This window comes from Nocardioides oceani, assembly GCF_030412965.1.
Taxonomy (GTDB): Bacteria; Actinomycetota; Actinomycetes; order Propionibacteriales; family Nocardioidaceae; genus Nocardioides; species Nocardioides oceani.
Genome location: NZ_JAUHJQ010000008.1, coordinates 161,738 through 181,894 on the forward strand (window position 1 = coordinate 161,738; position 20,157 = coordinate 181,894).

A 20,157-nucleotide genomic window follows, 5' to 3' on the forward strand; every position below is an offset into this window, starting at 1 on the left:
CGGGACAGCACGATGAGAGACGTCGCCGTCGTCGGGTTCGCCCAGCGGCAGATGGAGGAGTTCGACGGGTCGCCCACCTGCGTGGAGCTGCTCGTCCCGCTCTTCGCGGAGTGCTACGAGCAGACCGGGTGGACCCGGCGCGACATCGGCTTCTGGTGCTCGGGGTCCTCCGACTACCTGGCCGGCCGGTCCTTCTCGTTCGTCCAGGCGGTCGACGCGATCGGCGTCATCCCGCCGGTCAACGAGTCGCACGTCGAGATGGACGCCGCCTGGGCGCTCTACGAGGCCTGGCTGAAGATCCAGACCGGCGAGGTCGACACCGCCCTGGTCTACGGGTTCGGCAAGAGCTCGGCCGGCGTGCTCCGCCGGACCCTCGCGCTGCAGCTCGACCCCTACACGATGACGCCGCTGTGGCCCGACACCGTGTCGCTCGCCGGCCTCCAGGCCCGCGCCGGCATCGACGCCGGGCTGTGGGACGAGCGCGCGATGGCCGAGGTCGCCCACCGCTCGCTCACCGACGCGGAGAAGAACGAGTACGCCATCCGGAAGGGCGGCTCCTCCGTCGAGGAGCTCCTCGCCCGACCGATGTACGCCGACCCGTTGCGCAAGCACGACTGCGCGCCGGTGACCGACGGCGCGGCCGCCATGGTCCTCGCCGCCGGCGACAAGGCCCGCGAGGTCTGCGACCGGCCCGCGTGGATCACCGGCTTCAGCCACTACGTCGACCCGATCAGCATGGGCACCCGCGACCTCACCCGCTCCCCCTCGGCCGCCCGCGCGGCCCAGGCGGCCGGCGTCGACGGCGTCGAGGTGGCCGAGCTGCACGCGCCGTTCAGCCACCAGGAGCTCGTGCTGCGCCGCGAGCTCGGGCTGGCCGACGACGTCGCCGTGAACCCCTCGGGCGGCGCCCTCGCCGGCAACCCGATGTTCACCGGCGGCCTGATCCGCCTCGGCGAGGCGGCGCGCAAGGTCTGGGAGGGCGAGGCCACCAAGGTCCTCGGCCACGCGACCAGCGGCCCCGCCCTGCAGCAGAACATCGTGTGCACCATGGAGGGCAGGAACTGATGGCCAAGCAGCCAGCCGCGATCGTCGGCGTCGGCCAGACCCACCACCGCGCCAAGCGCGAGGACGTCTCGATGGCCGGCCTGTGCCGCGAGGCGATCGACCGGGCCCTCGAGGACGCGAACCTCTCGCTGGAGGACATCGACGCGATCGTCGTCGGCAAGGCGCCGGACCTCTTCGAGGGGGTGATGATGCCCGAGCTGTTCCTCGCCGAGTCGCTCGGCGCGGCCGGCAAGCCGCTCCTGCGCGTGCACACGGCCGGCTCGGTCGGCGGCTCGACCGCGATCGTCGCGTCCTCCCTCGTGCAGGCCGGCGTGCACAAGCGCGTGCTGACGGTGGCCTACGAGAAGCAGTCGGAGTCCAACGCCATGTGGGCGCTCTCGGTGCCGGTGCCGTTCAACATGCCGGTCCACGCCGGCGCGGGTGGCTACTTCGCCCCGCACGTGCGCTCCTACATCCGTCGCTCCGGCGCGCCCACGCACGTCGGGGCGATCGTCGCGGCCAAGGACCGCCAGAACGCGCTGCGCAACCCGTACGCGCACCTGCGCAACCCCGACACCACCGTCGAGTCCGTCCTGGCCTCGCAGGTGCTCTGGGACCCGATCCGGTACGACGAGACCTGTCCCTCCTCCGACGGCGCCTGCGCGATGGTGATCGTCGACGAGGACACCGCGGCCGCCTCGCCGAACCCGGCCTGGATCCACGGGACCGTGATGCGCTCGGAGGCCACCACCGCGGCCGAGCGGGACCAGGTCAACCCGCAGGCCGGCCGGGATGCTGCGGCGTACCTGTGGAAGCAGGCGGGGATCACCGACCCGCTGAAGGAGATCGACGCCGCGGAGATCTACGTGCCGTTCTCGTGGTTCGAGCCGATGTGGCTGGAGAACCTCGGCTTCACCGCCGAGGGTGAGGGCTGGAAGCTCACCGAGTCCGGCGGCACGGCCATGGACGGCGCGCTGCCGGTCAACTGCTCCGGCGGCGTGCTCTCCTCCAACCCGATCGGCGCCTCGGGGATGCTCCGCTTCGGCGAGGCCGCCCTGCAGGTGCGCGGCGCGGCGGGCGAGCACCAGGTCGACGGCGCGCGGCGGGCGCTGGGCCACGCGTACGGCGGCGGCTCGCAGTTCTTCGCGATGTGGGTCGTCGGCGCCGACCGGCCGACGAACTGATCGACGAGCCGACCGGCACGCCTCGCGTGCCTGCCGACCACCGCCCGGGGCGACCGAGCGCCCCGGGCGGTCCGGCGCCCGTCGGCCGACTAGGCTCGGGCCCGTGATCGAGCTCCGCACCCCCGCCCAGATCGAGGAGATGCGCGCCGCCGGGCGCTTCGTCTCCGATGTCGTCACCGCGCTCGCCGAGGCCGCCGACGTGGGGGTCAACCTGCTCGAGCTCGACGCGCTGGCCCACCGGATGATCCGCGAGCGCGGCGCGGAGTCCTGCTACATCGACTACCACCCGTCGTTCGGCGCCTCGCCGTTCGGAAAGGTGCTGTGCACGTCGGTCAACGACGCGGTGCTGCACGGGCTCCCCCGCGACTACGTGCTCCAGGACGGCGACCTGCTCAGCGTCGACTTCGCCGCGAGCGTCGACGGCTGGGTCTCCGACTCGGCCTACTCGCTCGTCGTGGGCACCGCGCGCCCCGAGGACCTCGCGCTGATCAACACCACCCAGCGGGCGCTCGAGGCCGGCATCTCCGCCGCCCAGCCCGGAGCGAAGATCGGCGACATCTCCCACGCCATCGGGTCGGTCGCTCGCGAGGCGGGACTGCGGGTCAACACGCAGTTCGGCGGCCACGGCGTCGGCCGGACGATGCACGGCGATCCGCACATCGCCAACGACGGCCGCGCCGGCCGTGGCTACACGCTGAAGCCCGGCCTGGTGATCGCGATCGAGCCGTGGTTCCTGCACTCGACCGACGAGATCTTCACCGACGCCGACGGCTGGACGATCCGCAGCCTCGACGGCTCCCGCGGCGCCCACATGGAGCACACGGTGGCCGTCACCGAGGACGGCCCGCTCGTGCTGACCGCGCGCGAGCGCGAGCCCGTCCTCAGGGGCGGGCTCGCGCCGGCTCAGGCGTAGCGGACCGGGAGGTCCTTGAGCCCGTTGATCCAGGAGTGCCGCAGCCGTCGCGGCTCGCGCTCCTTGACGATGTCCGGGGCGTGGTCGGCGAGCGCGTCGAAGATGACCCGGATCTCCTGGCGGGCGAGGTTCGCGCCGAGGCAGTAGTGGGCGCCGTGCCCGCCGAACCCGAGCTGCGGGTTGGGGTCGCGGGTGATGTCGAAGCGGAACGGGTCCTCGAAGACCGACTCGTCGAAGTTGGCGCTCGCGTAGAACAGCCCGACCCGCTGCCCCTGGGTGACGGTCACGCCGCCGATCTCGACGTCTCGCACCGCGGTCCGCTGGAAGACGGTGACCGGGGTGCCCCAGCGGACGACCTCGTCGACCATCGTGGCCGGCCGCTCGGCCTTCCACAGCTCCCACTGGTCGGGGTTGTCGAGGAAGGCGTTCATGCCGTGGGAGATGGCGTTGCGGGTGGTCTCGTTGCCCGCGACGGCGAGCAGGATGACGAAGTAGCCGAACTCGTCGTCGGTGAGCCCGCGCTCGCCCTTGTGGGCGTTGAGCAGCCGGGTGATCAGGTCGTCGCGGGGGTTGGCCTGCCGCTCGGCGGCCATCGCCATCGCGTAGCCGAGGATCTCCGCCGCCGCCACGTCCGGGTCGCCGGGGTAGTCCGGGTCGTCGGAGGCGAGCATCTGGTTCGACCAGTCGAACAGCTTGAACCGGTCCTCCTGCGGCACGCCGATGAGGTCGGCGATCGCCTGCAGGGGCAGCTCGGCGGCCACCTCCTCGACGAAGTCGCCGGTCCCCCGCTCGACCGCCGCCTGGACGATCGCCGCCGCCCGCTGCCGCATGAGGTCCTCGAGCTCGTTGATCGAGCGCGGGGTGAACGCCCGCGACACGATCTGCCGGGTCGTCGGGTGCTCGGGGGCGTCCTGGTTGAGCATGATCACCCGCTGCATCTCGACCTGCTCGCGCAGCATGCCCTCGGAGAACCGGATGATCGCGCCGTTCTCGGCGTTGGACCAGTCCTTGGAGTTCTTCGAGACGGCCGAGACGTCGGCGTGCCGGGTCACGGCCCAGTAGCCGCTGCCGGACGCGGCGGCCATGCCGTCGTACGTCCCGGGTGCCTGCTCGACCCACGTGAGCGGCCCGGCCTGGCGCATCGCCCGGAACTGGTCGTGCGGGACGGCCTTCTCGTTCACGAAGGGGTCCGTGGGGTCGAAGCCCTCGACGAGGACGTCGGATGCGGTCACTGCGTTCCTCCCTGATCCTGAATGGTCGAGCCGGCCCCGAGCACGTCACCGGTAGGCGACGCGCAGCTCCTTGACCCCGTTGATCCACGAGCTGCGCAGCTTGCGCGGCTCGGACAGCTGCGTGAGGTTGGCGTCCCGGTCGGCCAGGGCGCGGAAGATCAGGTCGACCTCCAGCCGGGCGAGGTTCGCGCCGATGCAGTAGTGCGCGCCGTGCCCACCGAACGCCTGGTGCGGGTTGTGGTCGCGCGTGACGTCGAAGCGGAACGGGTCCTCGAACACGTCCTCGTCGAAGTTGGCGCTGGCGTAGAGCAGGCCGACGCGGTCGCCCTTGCGGATCGCCTGGCCGCCGATCTCGACGTCGTTCGTCGCCGTGCGCTGGAAGACGGTGACCGGGGTCGCCCACCGGATGATCTCGTCGACGGCGGTCGCGGGGCGCTCGCGCTTGTAGAGCTCCCACTGGTCGGGGTTCTGCAGGAACGCGTGCATGCCCCAGGTGATGGCGTTGCGGGTGGTTTCGTTGCCGGCCACCGCGAGCAGGATCATGAAGAAGCCGAACTCGTCGTCGGTCAGGCCGCGGCCCTCCTCGTCACCCACCTTCACGTCGGCGGTGACGAGGCGGGTCAGGATGTCGTCCTGCGGGTTCGTGCGGCGCTCGTCGGCCAGCGCCATCGAGTAGGCGAGGATCTCCATGAACGCCGTCATCTGGTCGCCCTCGACCTCGGGGTCGTCGTAGGACAGCATCTGGTTGGACCACTCGAAGAGCTTGCCGCGGTCGGCTTGGGGCACGCCGAGCAGCTCGGCGATCGCCTGCAGCGGGAGCTCGGCGGCGACGTCCTCGACGAAGTTGCCCTCGCCCTTGGCGAGCGCGTCGTCGACGATCTGCTCCGCGCGCGCCTTGAGCCCGTCGTGCAGCGCGTTGATGGCCCGCGGGGTGAAGGCGCGGGAGACGATCTGGCGCAGCTTGGTGTGGTCGGGGGCGTCGTGGTTGATCAGCAGGAAGCCGGTCTGCTCGACCTCCTCGCGGGTCATCTCCGGCGCGAACCGGATGATCACGCCGTTCTCGCGCGTGGAGAAGTTGGCCTGGTCCTTGGAGACCGCCGCGACGTCGGCGTGCCGGCTGAGCGCCCAGTAACCCTCGTGGTCCGGGAAGCCCGCCCGGGCCGCCTCGTCCTGGGCGATCCACGAGACCGGCGCCGTGCGCCGCAGGGCGAGCAGCTCCTCGTGCGGCAGGCGCTCGGCCATCACGTCGGGATCGGTCGGGTCGAACACCGGCACGGCGAGAGAGGTCACGGGCGGTCCTTTGCGGAGGGTCGGCTCTAGTGGAACACGTTCTAGTGGCCGAGGTTACATACTCTCGGTACGGATGGGAAGCACTCCTCGGCCCGGACGGGTCTCCCGCAGAACGAGAACGTGTTCTAGTCTGCCTGCATGGGCACTCCCGTGATCATCGACGCCGTCCGCACCCCCCTCGGCAAGAAGAAGGGGTGGCTCGCGGGCGTCCATCCCGCCGTCCTCCTCGGCTTCGCCCAGCGTGAGGTGCTGGCCCGTGCCGGCGTCGACCCCGAGCTGGTCGAGCAGGTCGTCGGCGGTTGCGTGACCCAGGCGGGCGAGCAGTCCAACGACATGGTCCGCCGCGCGTGGCTGCACGCCGGGCTGCCCCAGCACACCGGCGCGACCGCGATCGACGCCCAGTGCGGCTCCGGCCAGCAGTCGGCCCACCTCGTCCACGACATGGTGGCTGCCGGCACGATCGACGTCGGCATCGCCTGCGGCGTCGAGTCGATGTCGCGGATCCCCCTCGGCGGCAACGTCCCGCCCGGGCTCGGCGACCCGCGCCCGGACGACTGGACCATCGACATGCCCAACCAGTTCGAGGCCGCCGACCGGATCGCCCGCAACCGGGGCCTCAGCCGCGCCGACCTCGACGCGTTCGGTCTCGCCTCGCAGCACAAGGCCCGCGTCGCCGTCGACGAGGGCCGCTTCAAGCGCGAGATCGCCCCCGTCGAGGCGCCGGTCCTCGGCGAGGACGGCTCCCCCACCGGCGAGACCCGCCTCGTCGACAGCGACCAGGGCCTGCGTGACACCACCGCCGACGGCCTCGCCTCGCTGCGTACCGTCCTTCCCGACGGCCTCCACACCGCCGGCACGTCCTCGCAGATCAGCGACGGCGCGTCCGCCGTGCTGATCATGGACGAGGACAAGGCGCGCTCGCTCGGGCTCACCCCCCGCGCCCGGATCGTCACCCACTGCCTGGTCGGCTCCGACCCGTACTACCACCTCGACGGACCCATCGAGGCCACCTCGCGGGCGCTCGCCCGCGCCGGCATGTCGATCTCCGACCTCGACCTGTTCGAGGTCAACGAGGCGTTCGCCTCCGTCGTGCTGTCCTGGGCCGGCCAGCACTCGGTCGACATGGACCGCGTCAACGTCAACGGCGGCGCCATCGCCCTCGGCCACCCCGTCGGCTCCACCGGCACGCGGCTGATCACCACCGCCCTCCACGAGCTCGAGCGCCGCGACGCCTCCACCGCCCTCGTCTCCATGTGCGCCGGCGGCGCCATGGCCACCGGCACCATCCTCGAACGGGTCTGACACTGGGCGCCGGCGGGCGGGTCGGCGGAAGTTTCATCGGCCGGCCGATGGAACTCCCGGTTGGCCGATGAAACTTCAGCGTCCCACCGATAGCTTCATCGGCCGACCGATGAACCCTCCTCGAGGTTGTCCACAGGCAGCCTGTCCGCACGGTGCGCGGTGGGTCGAAGTCGGTCAGTCTCGGCTGCATGATCGAGCACCTGACCGACGACCTCGGAGTCGTTCTGCGCCGCGACCTCGTCGCTGCAGGGGTCGACGACAACGCCATCAAGCGGCTCATGCGGGGCGGCGTCCTGGTCCGGCTCCGGCACGGGGTGTACGCGCTGACGAGTCTGTGGTCGGCCGCGAGCGAGCGGCAGAGGCACCTGATGCTCGCGCGGGGCGTGATGACGTTGTACGGCGACGACGTGGCGCTCTCCCACACCAGCGCCGCGCTGGCGTACGGCGCACCTGACTGGCAGGTGCCGACCGACCTGGTCCACCTGACCGACCTGTTCGCCGCGGGCGAGCGGACGCAGGCGCGGGTGCGTCATCACCGCGGCACGTGCCGCGTCCCGGACCTCACGCGGATGCACGGCCACTGGATCACCAGCCCGGCGCGGACCGCCCTCGACAGCGCCTCCATCCTCGATCGCGACGCGGCCGTCTGCGTGCTCGACTGGTTCCTCCGGCAGCGCCTGACCACCACCGAGGAGCTGTCGATGGTCGTGGCAGGACGCCACGCCTGGGCGGACCACCTCGGCCTGACCCTCAAGGTCGACCACGCGCGCGACGGATCGGACAGCGTCGGCGAGACGCGCACCCGCCTGATCCTGGGCGACCTCGGCCTTCCGGCGCCCGTGCTCCAGCTCGAGGTGTACGACGTCGACGGCCGGCTCGCAGGCATCGTCGACTTCGCTTGGCCGGAGCACGGGGTGGTCGTGGAGTTCGACGGCGAGGAGAAGTACCACCGCTACCGCCGACCCGGCGAGACCATCGAGCAGATGGTCCTGCGCGAGAAGAGGCGCGAGGACCGGATCCGCGAGCTGACCGGCTGGGTGGTGATCCGGATCAGCTGGGCAGACCTCAGGAACCCGACGGCACTCCGCGCTCGCCTGGAGCGTCACCTGAGGCCGGCCGCCGCCTGAGCGCAATGAAACTGGCGGTGGGCCGATGGAACTTCATCGGCCCACCGGGAGCTTCAGCGGCCGGCCGATGAAACGTCGCCGACCTACGCCCCGTACACCGGCTCCGGCGCAGGAGCGGAGGCGATGAGGTCGCGGACGACGGGGCCGAGGTCGGTGGCGGTCCAGCGGGTGCCGTTGTCGCGGGAGGGGCCGTGCGCCCAGGCGTTCTCGAGGGTGATGGTGCCGCCCTCGATCTCGATGACGCGGCCGGTGACGTCGCCGGCCTCCTCGGAGGCGAGCCACGCGACGACCGGCGAGTTGTCCTCCGGCTCGGGCATGGCGGAGGTGTCGAAGGCGCCCTCGGTCATCCGGGTGCGGGCGACGGGCGCGATGGCGTTCACGGTGACGCCGTACCGGCCGAGCTCGGCGGCCGCGACGAGGGTGAGCCCGGCGATGCCCGCCTTGGCCGCGGAGTACGTCGCCTGGCCGATGGACCCCTGCAGGCCGGCGCCCGAGGAGGTGTTGACGACCCGCGCCGCGCGCGTGCGGCCGGCCTTGGCCTCGTTGCGCCAGTACGCACCGGCGTGCCGCAGCGGGGCGAAGTGGCCCTTGAGGTGCACGCGGATGACGGCGTCCCACTCCTCCTCGGAGGTGTTGACGAGCATCCGGTCGCGGACGAAGCCGGCGTTGTTGACCAGGATGTCCAGCCCGCCGAAGGTGTCGATGGCCTGCTGGACCATCGCCTCGGCGGCGGCGAAGTCGGCGACGTCCGCGCCGTTGACGACCGCCTGGCCGCCCATCGCCTCGATCTCGGCGACGACCGACTCGGCCGGGGTCTCGCCCGTGCCCTCGCCGGAGAGGGAGACGCCGTAGTCGTTGACGACGACGCGTGCGCCGTGCCGGGCCAGCTCGAGCGCGTGGGCGCGGCCGATGCCGCGGCCGGCGCCGGTGACGATGGCGACGCGGCCGTCGAGGAGGGTGCTCATGAGTTCTGCTCCTGGGTGAGGGCGGACAGGAAGACGGGCGGCTCGCCGCCGCCGTGGCACTCGAGGCGAGCGCCGGAGACGTAGGACGCGAGGTCGCTGGCGAGGAAGGCGACGACGTGGCCGATCTCCTCGGGCCGCGCCATCCGGCCGAGCGGGATGGTCCGCTCGATCGCGGCGACGCCGGCGTCCCCGCCGTAGTGGTCGTCGGTGTTCTCGGTGCGACACAACCCGACGTCGATCGCGTTCATCCGCACGCGCGGTGCCCACTCGATGGCCAGCGACCGGGTGAGGGAGTCCAGGCCGGCCTTCGCCGCGCCGTACGCGGCCGTGCCCGGCGAGGGCCGGGTGGCGGAGACCGAGGAGATGTTGACGATCGAGCCGCCGCCGGCCTGGTCCTGCATGACCCGGTTGGCGGCCTGCGCGGCGACCAGCGGCGCCATCAGGTTGAGCCCGACGACCTTGTCGTGGAAGCGGGGCGAGGCCTCGGCCGCCAGCGCGTACGGCGCCCCGCCGGCGTTGTTGACCAGCACGTCGAGCCGCCCGTGGGCCGCGACGACCGCGGCGACCAGCGCCTCGACGGAGGCGGCGTCGCGGACGTCGCACACATGGTGGGTCGTCCCGGGGACCGGCTCGACCGCCGAGCGGGAGCAGGTCACGACCGTGGCCCCCGCGGCGACGAGGGCCTGCGTGACGCCGAGGCCGATGCCCTTCGTGCCGCCGGTCACCAGGGCGACGCGGCCGGAGAGATCGATGGCGAGCGACATGCTGCGACCCTACCAAGCAAATGCTAGGTTGGCACTCATGCCGATCACCTCGGAGCTGCGTGCGGACGGGATCCGCGTCGTCACGATGGCCCACCCACCGGTCAACGCCCTCACGGTCCAGGGCTGGTTCGACGTCGCCGCCGCGCTCGACGAAGCCAGCCGCGACCAGGCCACGCACGTCGTCGTGCTCCGCGCGGAGGGACGCGGCTTCAACGCCGGCGTCGACATCAAGGAGATGCAGGGCACCACGGGCTTCGAGGCGCTCATCGGCGCCAACAAGGGCTGCTACGCGGCGTTCAAGGCGGTCTACGAGTGCTCGGTCCCGGTCATCGCCGCGGTCAACGGGTTCTGCCTCGGCGGCGGCGTCGGCCTGGTCGGCAACGCCGACTGCGTGGTCGCCAGCGAGGACGCCTACTTCGGCGTCCCCGAGGTGAACCAGGGCGCGCTCGGCGCGGCGACGCACATGGCCCGGCTGGTCCCCCAGCACATGATGCGCACCCTCTACTTCACCGCCCGGACCATCCCGGCGAAGGACCTCGTGCAGTTCGGCAGCGTGCTCGAGGTGGTCCCCCGTGACCAGCTCGACGACGCCGCGATGACGGTCGCCGCCGAGATCGCCGCGAAGGACACCCGGGTCGTCCGCGCCGCCAAGGAGGCGCTCAACGGGATCGACCCGATCGACGTGAACAAGAGCTACCGGTTCGAGCAGGGTTTCACCTTCGAGCTCAATCTCGCCGGTGTCAGCGACGAGCTCCGTGACGAGTTCGCAGGGACAGAGAAGGCGAAGAAGTGAGCAACGGACCCCGCGACAAGCGGATGAGCATCGACGACGTCGTCGCCGAGCTGCGCGACGGCATGACCATCGGCATCGGCGGCTGGGGCCCGCGGCGCAAGCCGATGGCCCTGGTCCGCGCGATCCTGCGCAGCGACCTCGAGGACCTCACCATCGTCAGCTGGGGCGGCGCCGACGTCGGCCTGCTCGCGCGCGCCGGCAAGATCCGCAAGCTGGTCTTCGCGTTCGTCTCCCTCGACTCCGTCCCGCTCGAGCCGAACTTCCAGCGGGCCCGGCAGGCGGGCACGATCCCCGAGCTCGTCGAGCTCGACGAGGGCATGTTCCAGACCGGCCTGCGTGCGGCCGCCCAGCGGCTGCCGTTCCTGCCGATGCGCGCCGGCCTCGGCTCCGACGTCCTGGTGAACCAGCCCTGGATCTCCACGATCACCAGCCCGTACGCCGCCGCCGACGGCGCCCACGAGGAGCTGGTCGCCGTGCCGGCGCTCCACCTCGACGTGGCGCTCGTGCACCTCAACCGGGCCGACAAGCACGGCAACGCGACGTACCTCGGACCCGACCCGTACTTCGACGACCTGTTCTGCATGGCCGCCGACCGCGCGTTCGTCTCCGTCGAGCAGGTGGTCGACACCGCCGGGCTGACCGTCGACACGCCCGTCCAGCGGCTGCTGCTGAGCCGGATGATGGTCAGCGGCGTGGTCGAGGCGCCGAACGGGGCGCACTTCACGACCTGCACGCCCGACTACGAGCGCGACGAGCGGTTCCAGCGGGCCTACGCAGCCGCGGCCGGCGGGTCCGACGAGGAGTGGGCCACGTTCGAGCAGAGGTTCCTGTCCGGGGACGAGGACGCCTACCAGGCGGCCGTCGCCGCGTTCGCGGAGGAGAGCAAGTGAGCACCGAGTCCACGACCGGCACCGTGAGCCGGGCCGACGTCTGCGCGGCCGCCATCGCGGACGCGTTCCGCGACGACGGCGAGATCTTCGCCAGCCCCATGGGCATGCTGCCGATGCTGGGCGTCCGGCTGGCCAAGCTGACCAGCAACCCCGACCTGGTCATCAGCGACGGCGAGTCGCTGTTCCTCGCCGGCGTCCCGCCGCTGTTCGCCACGGGCGACGTGGTGGAGGGGTGGATCCCGTTCCGCAAGGTCTTCGACGTCGTCGCCTACGGCAAGCGGCACGTGATGATGGGTGCGACGCAGGTCGACCGGCACGGCAACCAGAACATCTCCGCCATCGGCGACTGGTCGCGCCCGAAGCGCCAGCTGCTCGGCTCGCGGGGCGCGCCGGGCAACACGGTCAACAACCGGACGTCGTACTGGGTGCCCAAGCACTCCACCCGCGTCTTCGTCGAGGCCGTCGACATCGTCTCCGGCGTCGGTCCGAAGCGCGCCAAGGAGGCCGGCCCGGGCGCGGCGACGTACAACGACATCCACCGCATCGTCACCAACCTCGCGGTGCTCGACGTCCGCGGCGCGGACGACACCGTGCGGCTGCTGAGCGTCCACCCCGGTGTGGGGCTCGACGAGGTGCGCGCCGCGACCGGGTTCGAGCTCGACGTGCCGGCCGACGTGCCGGTCACGCGCGAGCCGACGGCCGAGGAGCAGGTCATCATCCGCGAGGTGCTGGACCCCAAGGGCCTGCGCTTCAAGGAGGTCCCGCAGCCCGAGGAGCAGGCGCGATGATCGAGCAGCTGGTCCGCACCCCGTTCACCGACCTCACCGGGGTCCGCCACCCGGTGGTGCAGACCGGGATGGGCTGGGTCTCGGGCCCGCGCCTGGTCAGCGGCACCGCGAACGCCGGCGGCCTGGGCATCATCGCCAGTGCCACGATGACCTTCGCCGAGCTGGAGCAGGCGATCGTGGAGGTCAAGGGCCGCACCGACCAGCCGTTCGGTGTGAACCTCCGCGCCGACGCGGCCGACGCGCCCGACCGCTGCCGGCTGCTGATCGACCACGGGGTCAAGGTCGCGTCCTTCGCGCTCGCGCCGAAGCCGGAGCTGATCGCGACGCTCAAGGAGCACGGCATCGTCGTGATGCCGTCGATCGGCGCCGCCAAGCACGCGGTCAAGGTCGCCTCCTGGGGTGCCGACGCGGTGATGGTCCAGGGCGGCGAGGGCGGTGGCCACACCGGGCCGGTGCCGACCACGCTCCTCCTGCCGAGCGTCCTGGACGCCCTGCGCGGCGCGGGCAGTGACATCCCCGTCGTCGCCGCCGGTGGGTTCTTCGACGGCCGCGGCCTCGCCGCCGCGCTGTCGTACGGCGCCGCCGGCGTCGGCATGGGCACGCGCTTCCTCCTCACGCGCGACAGCGCCGTGCCGGACGCCGTGAAGCAGCTCTACCTCGAGCGCGGCCTCACCGACACCGTGGTCACCGCCAAGGTCGACGGCATGCCGCACCGGATGCTGCGCACCGACCTCGTCGCGGAGCTCGAGGAGACCGGCACGCTCCAGCGGCTGGCCCCCACCGTGCGCCGCACGATCGAGTTCAAGCGCGACTCGGGCATGAGCTGGCTGGCGCTGGCCAGGGACGGCCGCTCGATGCGCAAGGCGCAGGGCCGCACGCTGGGCCAGATGGCGCTCGCCGCCAACACCCCCACGATGCTCAAGGCGGGTCTCGTCGAGGGCGACACGAGCGCCGGGGTGCTGGCCAGCGGCCAGGTCGTCGGGATGATCGACGACCTGCCCAGCTGCGAGGAGCTCGTCGACCGGATCGTCACCGGCGCCGCCGAGGAGCTGCGCCGCGCCGCGTCGTACGTCGTCTGAGGGACCGGCCCCGGGAACCGCCGGGGCCGGTTGTTCGCCGGCTGTTCAGCCGCCCGCCCGTCACCCGCACGGTCCGACGCGCGTTGGCAGGTCATGTGCGACGACGCCCACGCCGGCCACACGCTGCCCAGCCGCCCGTTCACGCGGCGTACCGCCCTCGCCTCCGCGGGCGCCGGCCTCCTCGTGGCCGGCACCCTCGGGCCGGACACGCCGGCCGTCGCCGACCCCGGCGCCCGGGCCGCCCGGGGCGCGTCGCGCACCTCGCGGATCACCCGCGGCACCCTCCTGGTCCACGCCGACCTGCACAACCACACGCTGCTCTCCGACGGTGACGGCGACCCGGCGCTCGCCTTCGACTCGATGCGCGCCGCCGGCCTCGACGTCGCGGCCCTGACCGACCACGCGACGCTGTCGGACAACCTGCTCGGGGAGCTGCTGGCCGGGATCCTGCCGCCGGAGTACACCCAGGTCGCCGGCCTGACCCGCAGCGGGTGGGCGCGGACCGCGGCGTACGCCGACGCGGCCGACCAGGACGGCGCCTTCACCGCCATCCGGGGCTTCGAGTGGTCCGAGCCGCTGCTCGGGCACGTCAACGTCTGGTTCACCGAGCACTACGTCGACGTCCTCCAGGCCGGGCTGATGCAACCGTTCCTCGACTGGCTGCGGCGCAAGCCCGGGCTGGTCCTCGACGGCGGAGCCGACGGCCTGGCCGGCTTCAACCATCCCGGGCGGGAGCCGGGGCGGTTCCAGGAGTTCCACTTCGACCCGCGCGTGCGCGACCGGGTGGTGTCGCTGGAGATGTTCAACCGCGGCGACGACTACCTCTTCGAGGGGTACGCCGACGGGCGCTCCAGCCCGCTGGTCGCCTGCCTCGACGCGGGCTGGCGCACCGGCATCACCGGCGTCACCGACGAGCACGGGACCGACTGGGGCCACCCGGAGGGCAAGGGCCGCACGGGTCTGTGGGTCGCCGAGCACTCGCGGGTCGGGGTCAAGCGGGCGATGGCCGCACGGCGGTTCTTCGCCACCCGGACCTCGGGCCTGCGGGTCGACGCCACGGCCACGCCGCGCGGCGGCCGCCGCACCCGGATGGGCTCGGTGCTGCGCCTCCCCCGCGGCCGCGGCGTCGTCACCGTCGAGCTCGACCTCGCTCGCGACCGCGAGTGGCGCGGCCGGCCCCTGGTGGTGCAGGTGCTGCGCCCCGGCAGCGAGGTGCCGACCGTCGTCCGGGTCGTGGACTTCGAGGTCGGCCCGGTCGTCCGGTTCCGGCTGCCGCTCGACCTCGCCGACGGCGACTGGGTGCTGCTGCGGGTCGCGGACCCGACCGAGCGCAACGCCACGCCCGGGCCCGACGGCCACCCCGGCAACGACCTCGGTGTCGCCTACACCAGCCCCTGGTGGATCGAGGCGGCCTAGAGTGCCCGCGTGACCCGCGCCGTGCTGCTGTGGATGATCCCGCTGAACCTGGTGCTCGTCGCCTGGGTGTGGCTGGGCCGGATGCTCTTCGGGATGGGCGGGCTGATGGTGCTCGTCTACCTGCTCACCCTCGTCCCGGTGCTGCTGGTGGGCCTGCTGGTGACGACCGTGCTGTCCCTCACCCAGCCCGGCCGGCCACGCGACCTCACCCGCTCCCAGGCCCGGGCGCAGCTCGCGGTCTGGGGCGGGATGCTCGTCTTCGGCGCCGTCTCCATCGAGTACGGCGACACGCTGGGCGCCAGCGAGGAAGGGGATGTCTCGTTGCTCATCCGGCTGCTCGGCGACAACGACCTCGGGTGGGCGGCGACCTTCGTGGGGATGGGGCTGGCTGCCCTCGTCACGGTCGGCGCCTGGGTGTCGCTGCTGGTGACCCTCACCGCGGGCCGGCGCGCCGCCACGACCCGCGTGCCCGCGTAGGTCGCCGGCATGGAGCGCACCGTCCTGCTCTGGATGATCCCCCTCAACCTGCTGCTCGTGGCCTGGGTCTGGATCGGCCGCCTGCTCTTCGGCGTCGGCGGCTGGATGATGCTGGTCTACCTGGTGACCCTCGTGCCGGTGCTCCTGCTGGCGCTGCTCGTGACGACGGTGCTCGCGCTGACCCAGCCGGGCCGGCCACGCCGCCTCACCCGGCCGCAGGCGGTCGCCCAGCTGGTCACCTGGGCGGGGATGCTGCTGTTCGGGGCGGTCTCCTTCGACTTCGGCGACACCGAGGACAGCGTCGGCTCGCTGGTCATGCACGTCCTCGGTGACGGCGACCTCGGGTGGAGCGTCACGTACGCCGCCATGGGGCTCGGCGGCCTCGCGACGGTGGCCGGGTGGACCGCGCTGGTGGCGACCCTGACCGCGGGCCGCCGGCGGGCCGCCGTACCCTCGGAGGCATGAGCGCCCCGACGCCCCCGCCTCGCCGGGCCCGTCACCTGCTGGACCCCGACAACCCGCGCCCCGCCCGACCGGTCCGGCCCGGGGGCAGCCAGCGGTCGATGAGCATCGACGTCGTCCAGCGCTACGTGCTCTCGGTGCTCGCCGCGACCACGATCCTGCACATGTCGGCCGGTCTCGTGATCGCCGGGCTGGTCATCGACGACGAGAACCGCACCTCGCAGGTCGGCCTCTGCGTCCTTGGCGGTGCCTTCGGCGTGATGGCCGTCGCCGCGGCGCTCGCCATCCACCGCAAGAACCCGCTCTCCCCCTGGCTGCTGCTCGGCACCATCCCCGGCATCGTCGGGGTCTGGCTCGCGCTGACCTGAGCGGGGTCGGGGTCGGGGGGCTCCTACGGGCGACGTTTCGTCGGCCGGCCGATGAACCTGCCGGGTGGCCGATGGAACTTCATCGTCCCACCGGGAGTTTCGTCGGCCGGCCGATGAACCTCGCACTCCGCCGACGAGACCCGAGCCCCAGCAGCCCCCGACCCTCAGAGGCGCTCGATGACCGTGACGTTCGCCTGGCCGCCGCCCTCGCACATGGTCTGCAGGCCGTAGCGCCCGCCGGTCCGCTCCAGCTCGTTGAGCAGCGTGGTCATCAGGCGCGTGCCGGTGGCTCCGATGGGGTGACCCAGCGCGATGCCGCCGCCGTTGACGTTGACCTTCTCGTGCGGGACGCCGATCTCCTCCATCCACGCGAGCACGACCGGGGCGAACGCCTCGTTGCACTCGAAGAGGTCGATGTCGTCGACGGAGAGACCGGTCCGCTCAAGCGCGTGGCGCGTGGCGCGGATGGGGCCGGTGAGCATCCAGACCGGGTCGTCGCCGCGGACCGAGAGGTGGTGGATCCGAGCCCGCGGGGTGAGCCCGTGGTCGGCGACGGCCTGCTCGGAGGCGATCAGCACGGCCGAGGAGGCGTCGCAGATCTGGGAGGCGACGGCCGCGGTGATCCGTCCGCCCGGCGCGAGCGGCTCGAGGGAGGCCATCTTCTCCAGCGAGGTCTGCCGGGGGCACTGGTCGACCTCGAAGGTCGAGCCGTCGGGCAGCGTGACGGGGGCGATCTCGCGGGCGAACCGGCCCTCGGCGATCGCGGTGAGCGCCCGCTCGTGGGAGGCCAGCGCGTACGCCTCGAGCTGCTCGCGGGAGTGGCCCCACTTCTCGGCGATCATCTCCGCGGAGCGGAACTGGCTGACCTCCTGGTCGCCGAAGCGCTTCTGCCAGCCCGGCGACTCCGCGAACGGCGTGGTGAAGCCGTACTGCTGGCCGACGAGCATCGCCGCGGAGATCGGGATCGCGCTCATGTTCTGCACGCCGCCGGCGACGACGAGGTCCTGGGTGCCGGACATGACGGCCTGGGCCGCGAAGTGGACGGCCTGCTGGGAGGAGCCGCACTGCCGGTCGATGGTCACGCCGGGCACGTGGTCGGGCAGGCCCGCGACGAGCCACGCGGTCCGCGCGACGTCGCCGGCCTGGGAGCCGATCGTGTCGCAGCAGCCGAGGATGACGTCGTCGACCGCGCCCGGGTCGACGCCGGTGCGGTCGACGAGCGCGGAGATCGAGTGGGCGGCGAGGTCTGCGGAGTGCACGCCGGCGAGCGCGCCGCCGCGCTTGCCGGTCGGCGTGCGGACAGCGTCGACGATGAAGGCTTCAGGCATGGGCGATCCCGTCTAGGAGGATGGTGAGGTACTGGTCGGCCACGTCGGTGTGGGTGAGCTTGCCGCCGGGGCGGTACCACCGCACCGCGACCCAGACGGTGTCGCGGATGAAGCGGTAGGTCAGCTCGATGTCGAGGTCCGGGCGCAGCGCGCCGGACCGGAGCCCGTCGTCGAGGAGCGTGATCCACACCTCGCGGGACTGGGCGTTGCGCTCGGCGAGGTAGGCGAAGCGCTCCTGCTGGCCGAGGAGGTCGGCCTCGTTCTGGAAGATCGCGACCTCGTGCCGGTGCCGGTCGATCGCCTCGAAGGACAGTCGCACCGCGCGCTCGATCTTGGTCCGCGCGTCGTCGTCGCTGAGCAGCACCGCGTCGTACGCCGCGAACAGCTCGGCCTGGAAGGACGACAGGATCTCGTCGACCATCGACTCCTTGGAGTCGAAGTGGTGGTAGAGGCTGCCGGAGAGGATCCCGGCGGCGTCGGCGATGTCACGGACCGTGGTGTTGCGGAAGCCCTTGTCGGCGAACAGCTCGGCCGCGATCGCCAGCAGCTCGCGGCGGCGATCGGTGCTCTCCGGGCGGTCCGGTCGTTCGGTGCGGGACTGCGCGCTCATGGAGCCATCCTCCCCGACCTCCGGCTCAGGCCTGCTGGCTGGAGACGGCGACGACCTCGCCGGTCATGTACGACGCGTAGTCGCTGGCCAGGAAGACCATGACGTTCGCGACCTCCCACGGCTCGGCGGCCCGGCCGAAGGCCTCCTTGGCCTTGAGCTCGGCGAGCAGCTCGTCGGAGGTGACCTTCGCGAGGAACGGGTGCATCGCCAGGCTCGGCGAGACGGCGTTGACTCGGATGCCGTGCGGAGCCAGGTCGATCGCCGAGCAGCGGGTCAGCGCCATGACGCCCGCCTTCGCCGCGGCGTAGTGGGCCTGGCCCTCCTGGGCGCGCCAGCCGATGACCGAGGCGTTGTTGACGATGACGCCCTTCGTGCCGGCGGCGACCATCCGCTGGCCCGCGGCCCGCACGCAGCGGAACGTGCCGGTCAGGGTGATGTCGAGGACCCGCAGCCACTGCTCGTCGGTCATCTCCAGCACGTTGGCGGTCCCGCCGAGACCGGCGTTGTTGACCATCACGTCGACGCCGCCGAGCTCCTCGGCGACGTCGAGCAGCGCGGCGACCTGCGCCTCGTCGGTGACGTCGCAGACCCGCTGGTGGACGCGGTCGGCGCCGAACTCCGCGGCGAGGGCCTCCTCGGCCTCGGCCAGCCGGCGCTCGTGGGTGTCGCTGAAGACGACCGCCTTGGCGCCCTCCTCCAGCACGCGGCGCACGACGGCGGCACCGATGCCGGCACCGGCCGCGGCGGTCACGACGACGACCTTGCCGGCCAGCAGGTCGTGACCGGGGACGTAGGCGGGGGCCGGCTGCTCGGGTCGGGTGGTGGTCATTCAGACGCCTTTCGGCTCGCGGGGAAGGCCGAGCACGCGCTCGGCCAGGATGTTGCGCTGCACCTCGTCGCTGCCGCCGTAGATCGAGTCGGCGCGCGCGAAGAGGAAGAGTCGTTGCCACTCGTCGAGGTCGTACGGCGCGGCGCGGGCCGTCAGCCCGTCGGCGCCGAGGACCTCCATCGCCACCTCGCCGAGCCGCTTGTGCCACGCGGCCCAGACGAGCTTGAAGATCGACGCCGCTCCCCCGCCGGCGGCGGAGTCGTCCCCGCCGGTGACGGCGGCGAGGCCGCGCATCGCGTTGAACCGCATGACCTCCAGCTCGACGGTGAGGTCGGCCAGCCGGTCGCGCAGCAGGGGGTCGTCGATGGCGCCGTTGGCCTTGGCCAGGTCGACCACGCCGCGCAGCTCGCGGGCGAAGCCGACGACCTGGCCGAGCACCGAGACGCCGCGCTCGAAGCCGAGCAGGCCCATCGCCACCCGCCAGCCCTGCCCGGGCTCGCCCACGACGAGGTCGGCGTCGGTGCGGGCGCCGGTGAAGAACACCTCGTTGAACTCCGAGCCGCCGGTGAGCTGCTCGATCGGCCGGACCTCGACACCCTCCTGGTCCAGCGGCACGAGGAGGAACGAGAGCCCGTGGTGGCGCTGCGACCCGGGCTCGGTGCGCGCCACGACGAAGACCCACTGCGAGAAGTGGGCGTTCGAGGTCCACACCTTCTGCCCGTCGACGACCCACTGCTGACCGGAGCCGTCGGCGGCGTCCTCGAGGCGGGCCTTGGTCTGGACGTTGGCGAGGTCGGACCCGGCGCCGGGCTCGGAGTACCCCTGGGCCCACAGCTCCTCCACCGCACGGATCCGCGGCAGGAACCGCTGCTGCTGCTCGGGCGTGCCGAAGGCGATCAGCGTCGGGCCGAGCAGCTCCTCGCCGAGGTGGTTGAGCCGGGCGGGCGCGTCGGAGCGGGCGTACTCCTCGTGGAAGATCACCTGCTGGGAGAGCGTCAGGCCCCGGCCGCCGTGCTCGGTCGGCCAGCCCACGCAGGTCCAGCCGTGCTCGGCGAGGTGCCGGTTCCAGGCGAGGCGCTCCTCGACCGCCTCGTGGTCGCGACCGGGCCCGCCGAGCCCCTTCAGGTCGGCGAACTCACCGCGCAGGCTCTCCTCCAGGAAAGCGCGCACCTCGGCACGGAAGGCCTCGTCCTCGGCCGAGTAGCTCAGGTCCACGGGTGCTACAGTACCAAGCAATTGCTTGGTTGGGCAGTCGGGCACGACCGTCCGACCGGCCCGGCCCCCGGTGGAGGTGAC

Annotated in this window: 21 protein-coding genes; 13 read left to right on the forward strand and 8 right to left on the reverse strand. The window is 72.4% G+C overall.

The genetic code is table 11. The features are described from left to right. The first annotated feature begins 12 nt into the window (after positions 1 to 12). The 3 genes from QWY28_RS17865 (at position 13) to map (ending at position 3,141) form a co-directional block, all read left to right on the forward strand. The gene (locus QWY28_RS17865) at positions 13 to 1,065 is read left to right on the forward strand and encodes a thiolase family protein (protein WP_300953931.1); all 1,053 of its coding nucleotides are present in this window, start codon (positions 13 to 15) and stop codon (positions 1,063 to 1,065) included. After that, the gene (locus tag QWY28_RS17870; RefSeq protein WP_300953932.1) at positions 1,065 to 2,228 is read left to right on the forward strand and encodes a thiolase family protein; all 1,164 of its coding nucleotides are present in this window, start codon (positions 1,065 to 1,067) and stop codon (positions 2,226 to 2,228) included. Before QWY28_RS17865 ends, QWY28_RS17870 begins: the two co-directional genes overlap by 1 nt. Before the next feature lie 103 nt (positions 2,229 to 2,331). After that, positions 2,332 to 3,141, forward strand: a complete 810-nt coding sequence (gene map, locus QWY28_RS17875) for a type I methionyl aminopeptidase (protein WP_300953934.1) — start codon at positions 2,332 to 2,334, stop codon at positions 3,139 to 3,141. On the opposite strand, the gene QWY28_RS17880 is transcribed toward map, so the two are convergent. Both QWY28_RS17880 and QWY28_RS17885 read right to left on the reverse strand, forming a co-directional pair. Next, the gene (locus tag QWY28_RS17880; protein ID WP_300953935.1) at positions 3,132 to 4,373 is read right to left on the reverse strand and encodes a cytochrome P450; all 1,242 of its coding nucleotides are present in this window, start codon (positions 4,371 to 4,373) and stop codon (positions 3,132 to 3,134) included. The two genes, map and QWY28_RS17880, sit on opposite strands and share 10 nt — an antisense overlap. Before the next feature lie 45 nt (positions 4,374 to 4,418). After that, positions 4,419 to 5,663, reverse strand: a complete 1,245-nt coding sequence (locus QWY28_RS17885; RefSeq protein WP_300953936.1) for a cytochrome P450 — start codon at positions 5,661 to 5,663, stop codon at positions 4,419 to 4,421. 138 nt (positions 5,664 to 5,801) lie between these two features. On the opposite strand from QWY28_RS17885, the gene QWY28_RS17890 reads away from it, so the two are divergent. After that, positions 5,802 to 6,965 carry a steroid 3-ketoacyl-CoA thiolase gene (locus tag QWY28_RS17890; RefSeq protein WP_300953937.1) on the forward strand — a complete coding sequence of 388 codons (1,164 nt, stop codon included), beginning with the start codon at positions 5,802 to 5,804 and terminating at the stop codon, positions 6,963 to 6,965. Between the two features lie 188 nt (positions 6,966 to 7,153). Continuing rightward, positions 7,154 to 8,092 (forward strand): type IV toxin-antitoxin system AbiEi family antitoxin domain-containing protein, encoded by a 939-nt coding sequence (locus QWY28_RS17895; protein WP_300953938.1) that lies wholly within the window; start codon positions 7,154 to 7,156, stop codon positions 8,090 to 8,092. Positions 8,093 to 8,175: 83 nt separating this feature from the next. Here QWY28_RS17895 and QWY28_RS17900 read toward each other — a convergent pair whose 3' ends face one another. Continuing rightward, on the reverse strand, positions 8,176 to 9,057 hold the full coding sequence (locus tag QWY28_RS17900) for an SDR family oxidoreductase (RefSeq protein ID WP_300953939.1): 882 nt from the start codon (positions 9,055 to 9,057) through the stop codon (positions 8,176 to 8,178). Next, entirely contained in the window at positions 9,054 to 9,821 is a 768-nt protein-coding gene (locus QWY28_RS17905) for an SDR family oxidoreductase (RefSeq protein ID WP_300953940.1), read from the reverse strand. The genes QWY28_RS17900 and QWY28_RS17905 overlap by 4 nt, the downstream gene beginning before the upstream one ends. A 37-nt stretch (positions 9,822 to 9,858) precedes the next feature. Here QWY28_RS17905 and QWY28_RS17910 point away from each other — a divergent pair, with 37 nt between their 5' ends. From QWY28_RS17910 to QWY28_RS17945, 8 genes are all read left to right on the forward strand, one after another. After that, a complete protein-coding gene (locus QWY28_RS17910) occupies positions 9,859 to 10,614 on the forward strand; it encodes an enoyl-CoA hydratase family protein (protein WP_300953941.1) in 756 nt (251 codons plus the stop codon). Then, positions 10,611 to 11,504, forward strand: coding sequence for a CoA transferase subunit A (locus QWY28_RS17915; RefSeq protein ID WP_300953942.1), 894 nt, complete (start codon positions 10,611 to 10,613; stop codon positions 11,502 to 11,504). The genes QWY28_RS17910 and QWY28_RS17915 overlap by 4 nt, the downstream gene beginning before the upstream one ends. Next, entirely contained in the window at positions 11,501 to 12,292 is a 792-nt protein-coding gene (locus tag QWY28_RS17920; protein ID WP_300953943.1) for a CoA-transferase subunit beta, read from the forward strand. The genes QWY28_RS17915 and QWY28_RS17920 overlap by 4 nt, the downstream gene beginning before the upstream one ends. Continuing rightward, positions 12,289 to 13,371, forward strand: a complete 1,083-nt coding sequence (locus QWY28_RS17925; RefSeq protein WP_300953944.1) for an NAD(P)H-dependent flavin oxidoreductase — start codon at positions 12,289 to 12,291, stop codon at positions 13,369 to 13,371. The genes QWY28_RS17920 and QWY28_RS17925 overlap by 4 nt, the downstream gene beginning before the upstream one ends. A 93-nt stretch (positions 13,372 to 13,464) precedes the next feature. Then, positions 13,465 to 14,787 (forward strand): CehA/McbA family metallohydrolase, encoded by a 1,323-nt coding sequence (locus tag QWY28_RS17930; protein WP_300953945.1) that lies wholly within the window; start codon positions 13,465 to 13,467, stop codon positions 14,785 to 14,787. A gap of 9 nt (positions 14,788 to 14,796) precedes the next feature. Next, a complete protein-coding gene (locus tag QWY28_RS17935) occupies positions 14,797 to 15,264 on the forward strand; it encodes a hypothetical protein (protein WP_300953946.1) in 468 nt (155 codons plus the stop codon). Positions 15,265 to 15,273: 9 nt separating this feature from the next. Beyond that, positions 15,274 to 15,729 (forward strand): hypothetical protein, encoded by a 456-nt coding sequence (locus tag QWY28_RS17940; protein ID WP_300953947.1) that lies wholly within the window; start codon positions 15,274 to 15,276, stop codon positions 15,727 to 15,729. Then, a complete protein-coding gene (locus QWY28_RS17945) occupies positions 15,726 to 16,094 on the forward strand; it encodes a hypothetical protein (RefSeq protein ID WP_300953948.1) in 369 nt (122 codons plus the stop codon). Before QWY28_RS17940 ends, QWY28_RS17945 begins: the two co-directional genes overlap by 4 nt. A 164-nt stretch (positions 16,095 to 16,258) precedes the next feature. Here the strand turns inward: QWY28_RS17945 and QWY28_RS17950 are convergent, their stop codons facing one another. Genes QWY28_RS17950 through QWY28_RS17965 form a run of 4 tightly spaced genes read right to left on the reverse strand, consistent with a single transcriptional unit; the run spans position 16,259 to position 20,076 of the window. Further along, the gene (locus QWY28_RS17950; RefSeq protein WP_300953949.1) at positions 16,259 to 17,422 is read right to left on the reverse strand and encodes an acetyl-CoA C-acetyltransferase; all 1,164 of its coding nucleotides are present in this window, start codon (positions 17,420 to 17,422) and stop codon (positions 16,259 to 16,261) included. Then, positions 17,415 to 18,032 carry a TetR/AcrR family transcriptional regulator gene (locus tag QWY28_RS17955; protein ID WP_300953950.1) on the reverse strand — a complete coding sequence of 206 codons (618 nt, stop codon included), beginning with the start codon at positions 18,030 to 18,032 and terminating at the stop codon, positions 17,415 to 17,417. The genes QWY28_RS17950 and QWY28_RS17955 overlap by 8 nt, the downstream gene beginning before the upstream one ends. Positions 18,033 to 18,057: 25 nt before the next feature. After that, on the reverse strand, positions 18,058 to 18,861 hold the full coding sequence (locus QWY28_RS17960) for an SDR family oxidoreductase (protein WP_300953951.1): 804 nt from the start codon (positions 18,859 to 18,861) through the stop codon (positions 18,058 to 18,060). Next, positions 18,862 to 20,076, reverse strand: coding sequence for an acyl-CoA dehydrogenase family protein (locus tag QWY28_RS17965; RefSeq protein WP_300953952.1), 1,215 nt, complete (start codon positions 20,074 to 20,076; stop codon positions 18,862 to 18,864). Positions 20,077 to 20,157 lie beyond the last annotated feature (81 nt).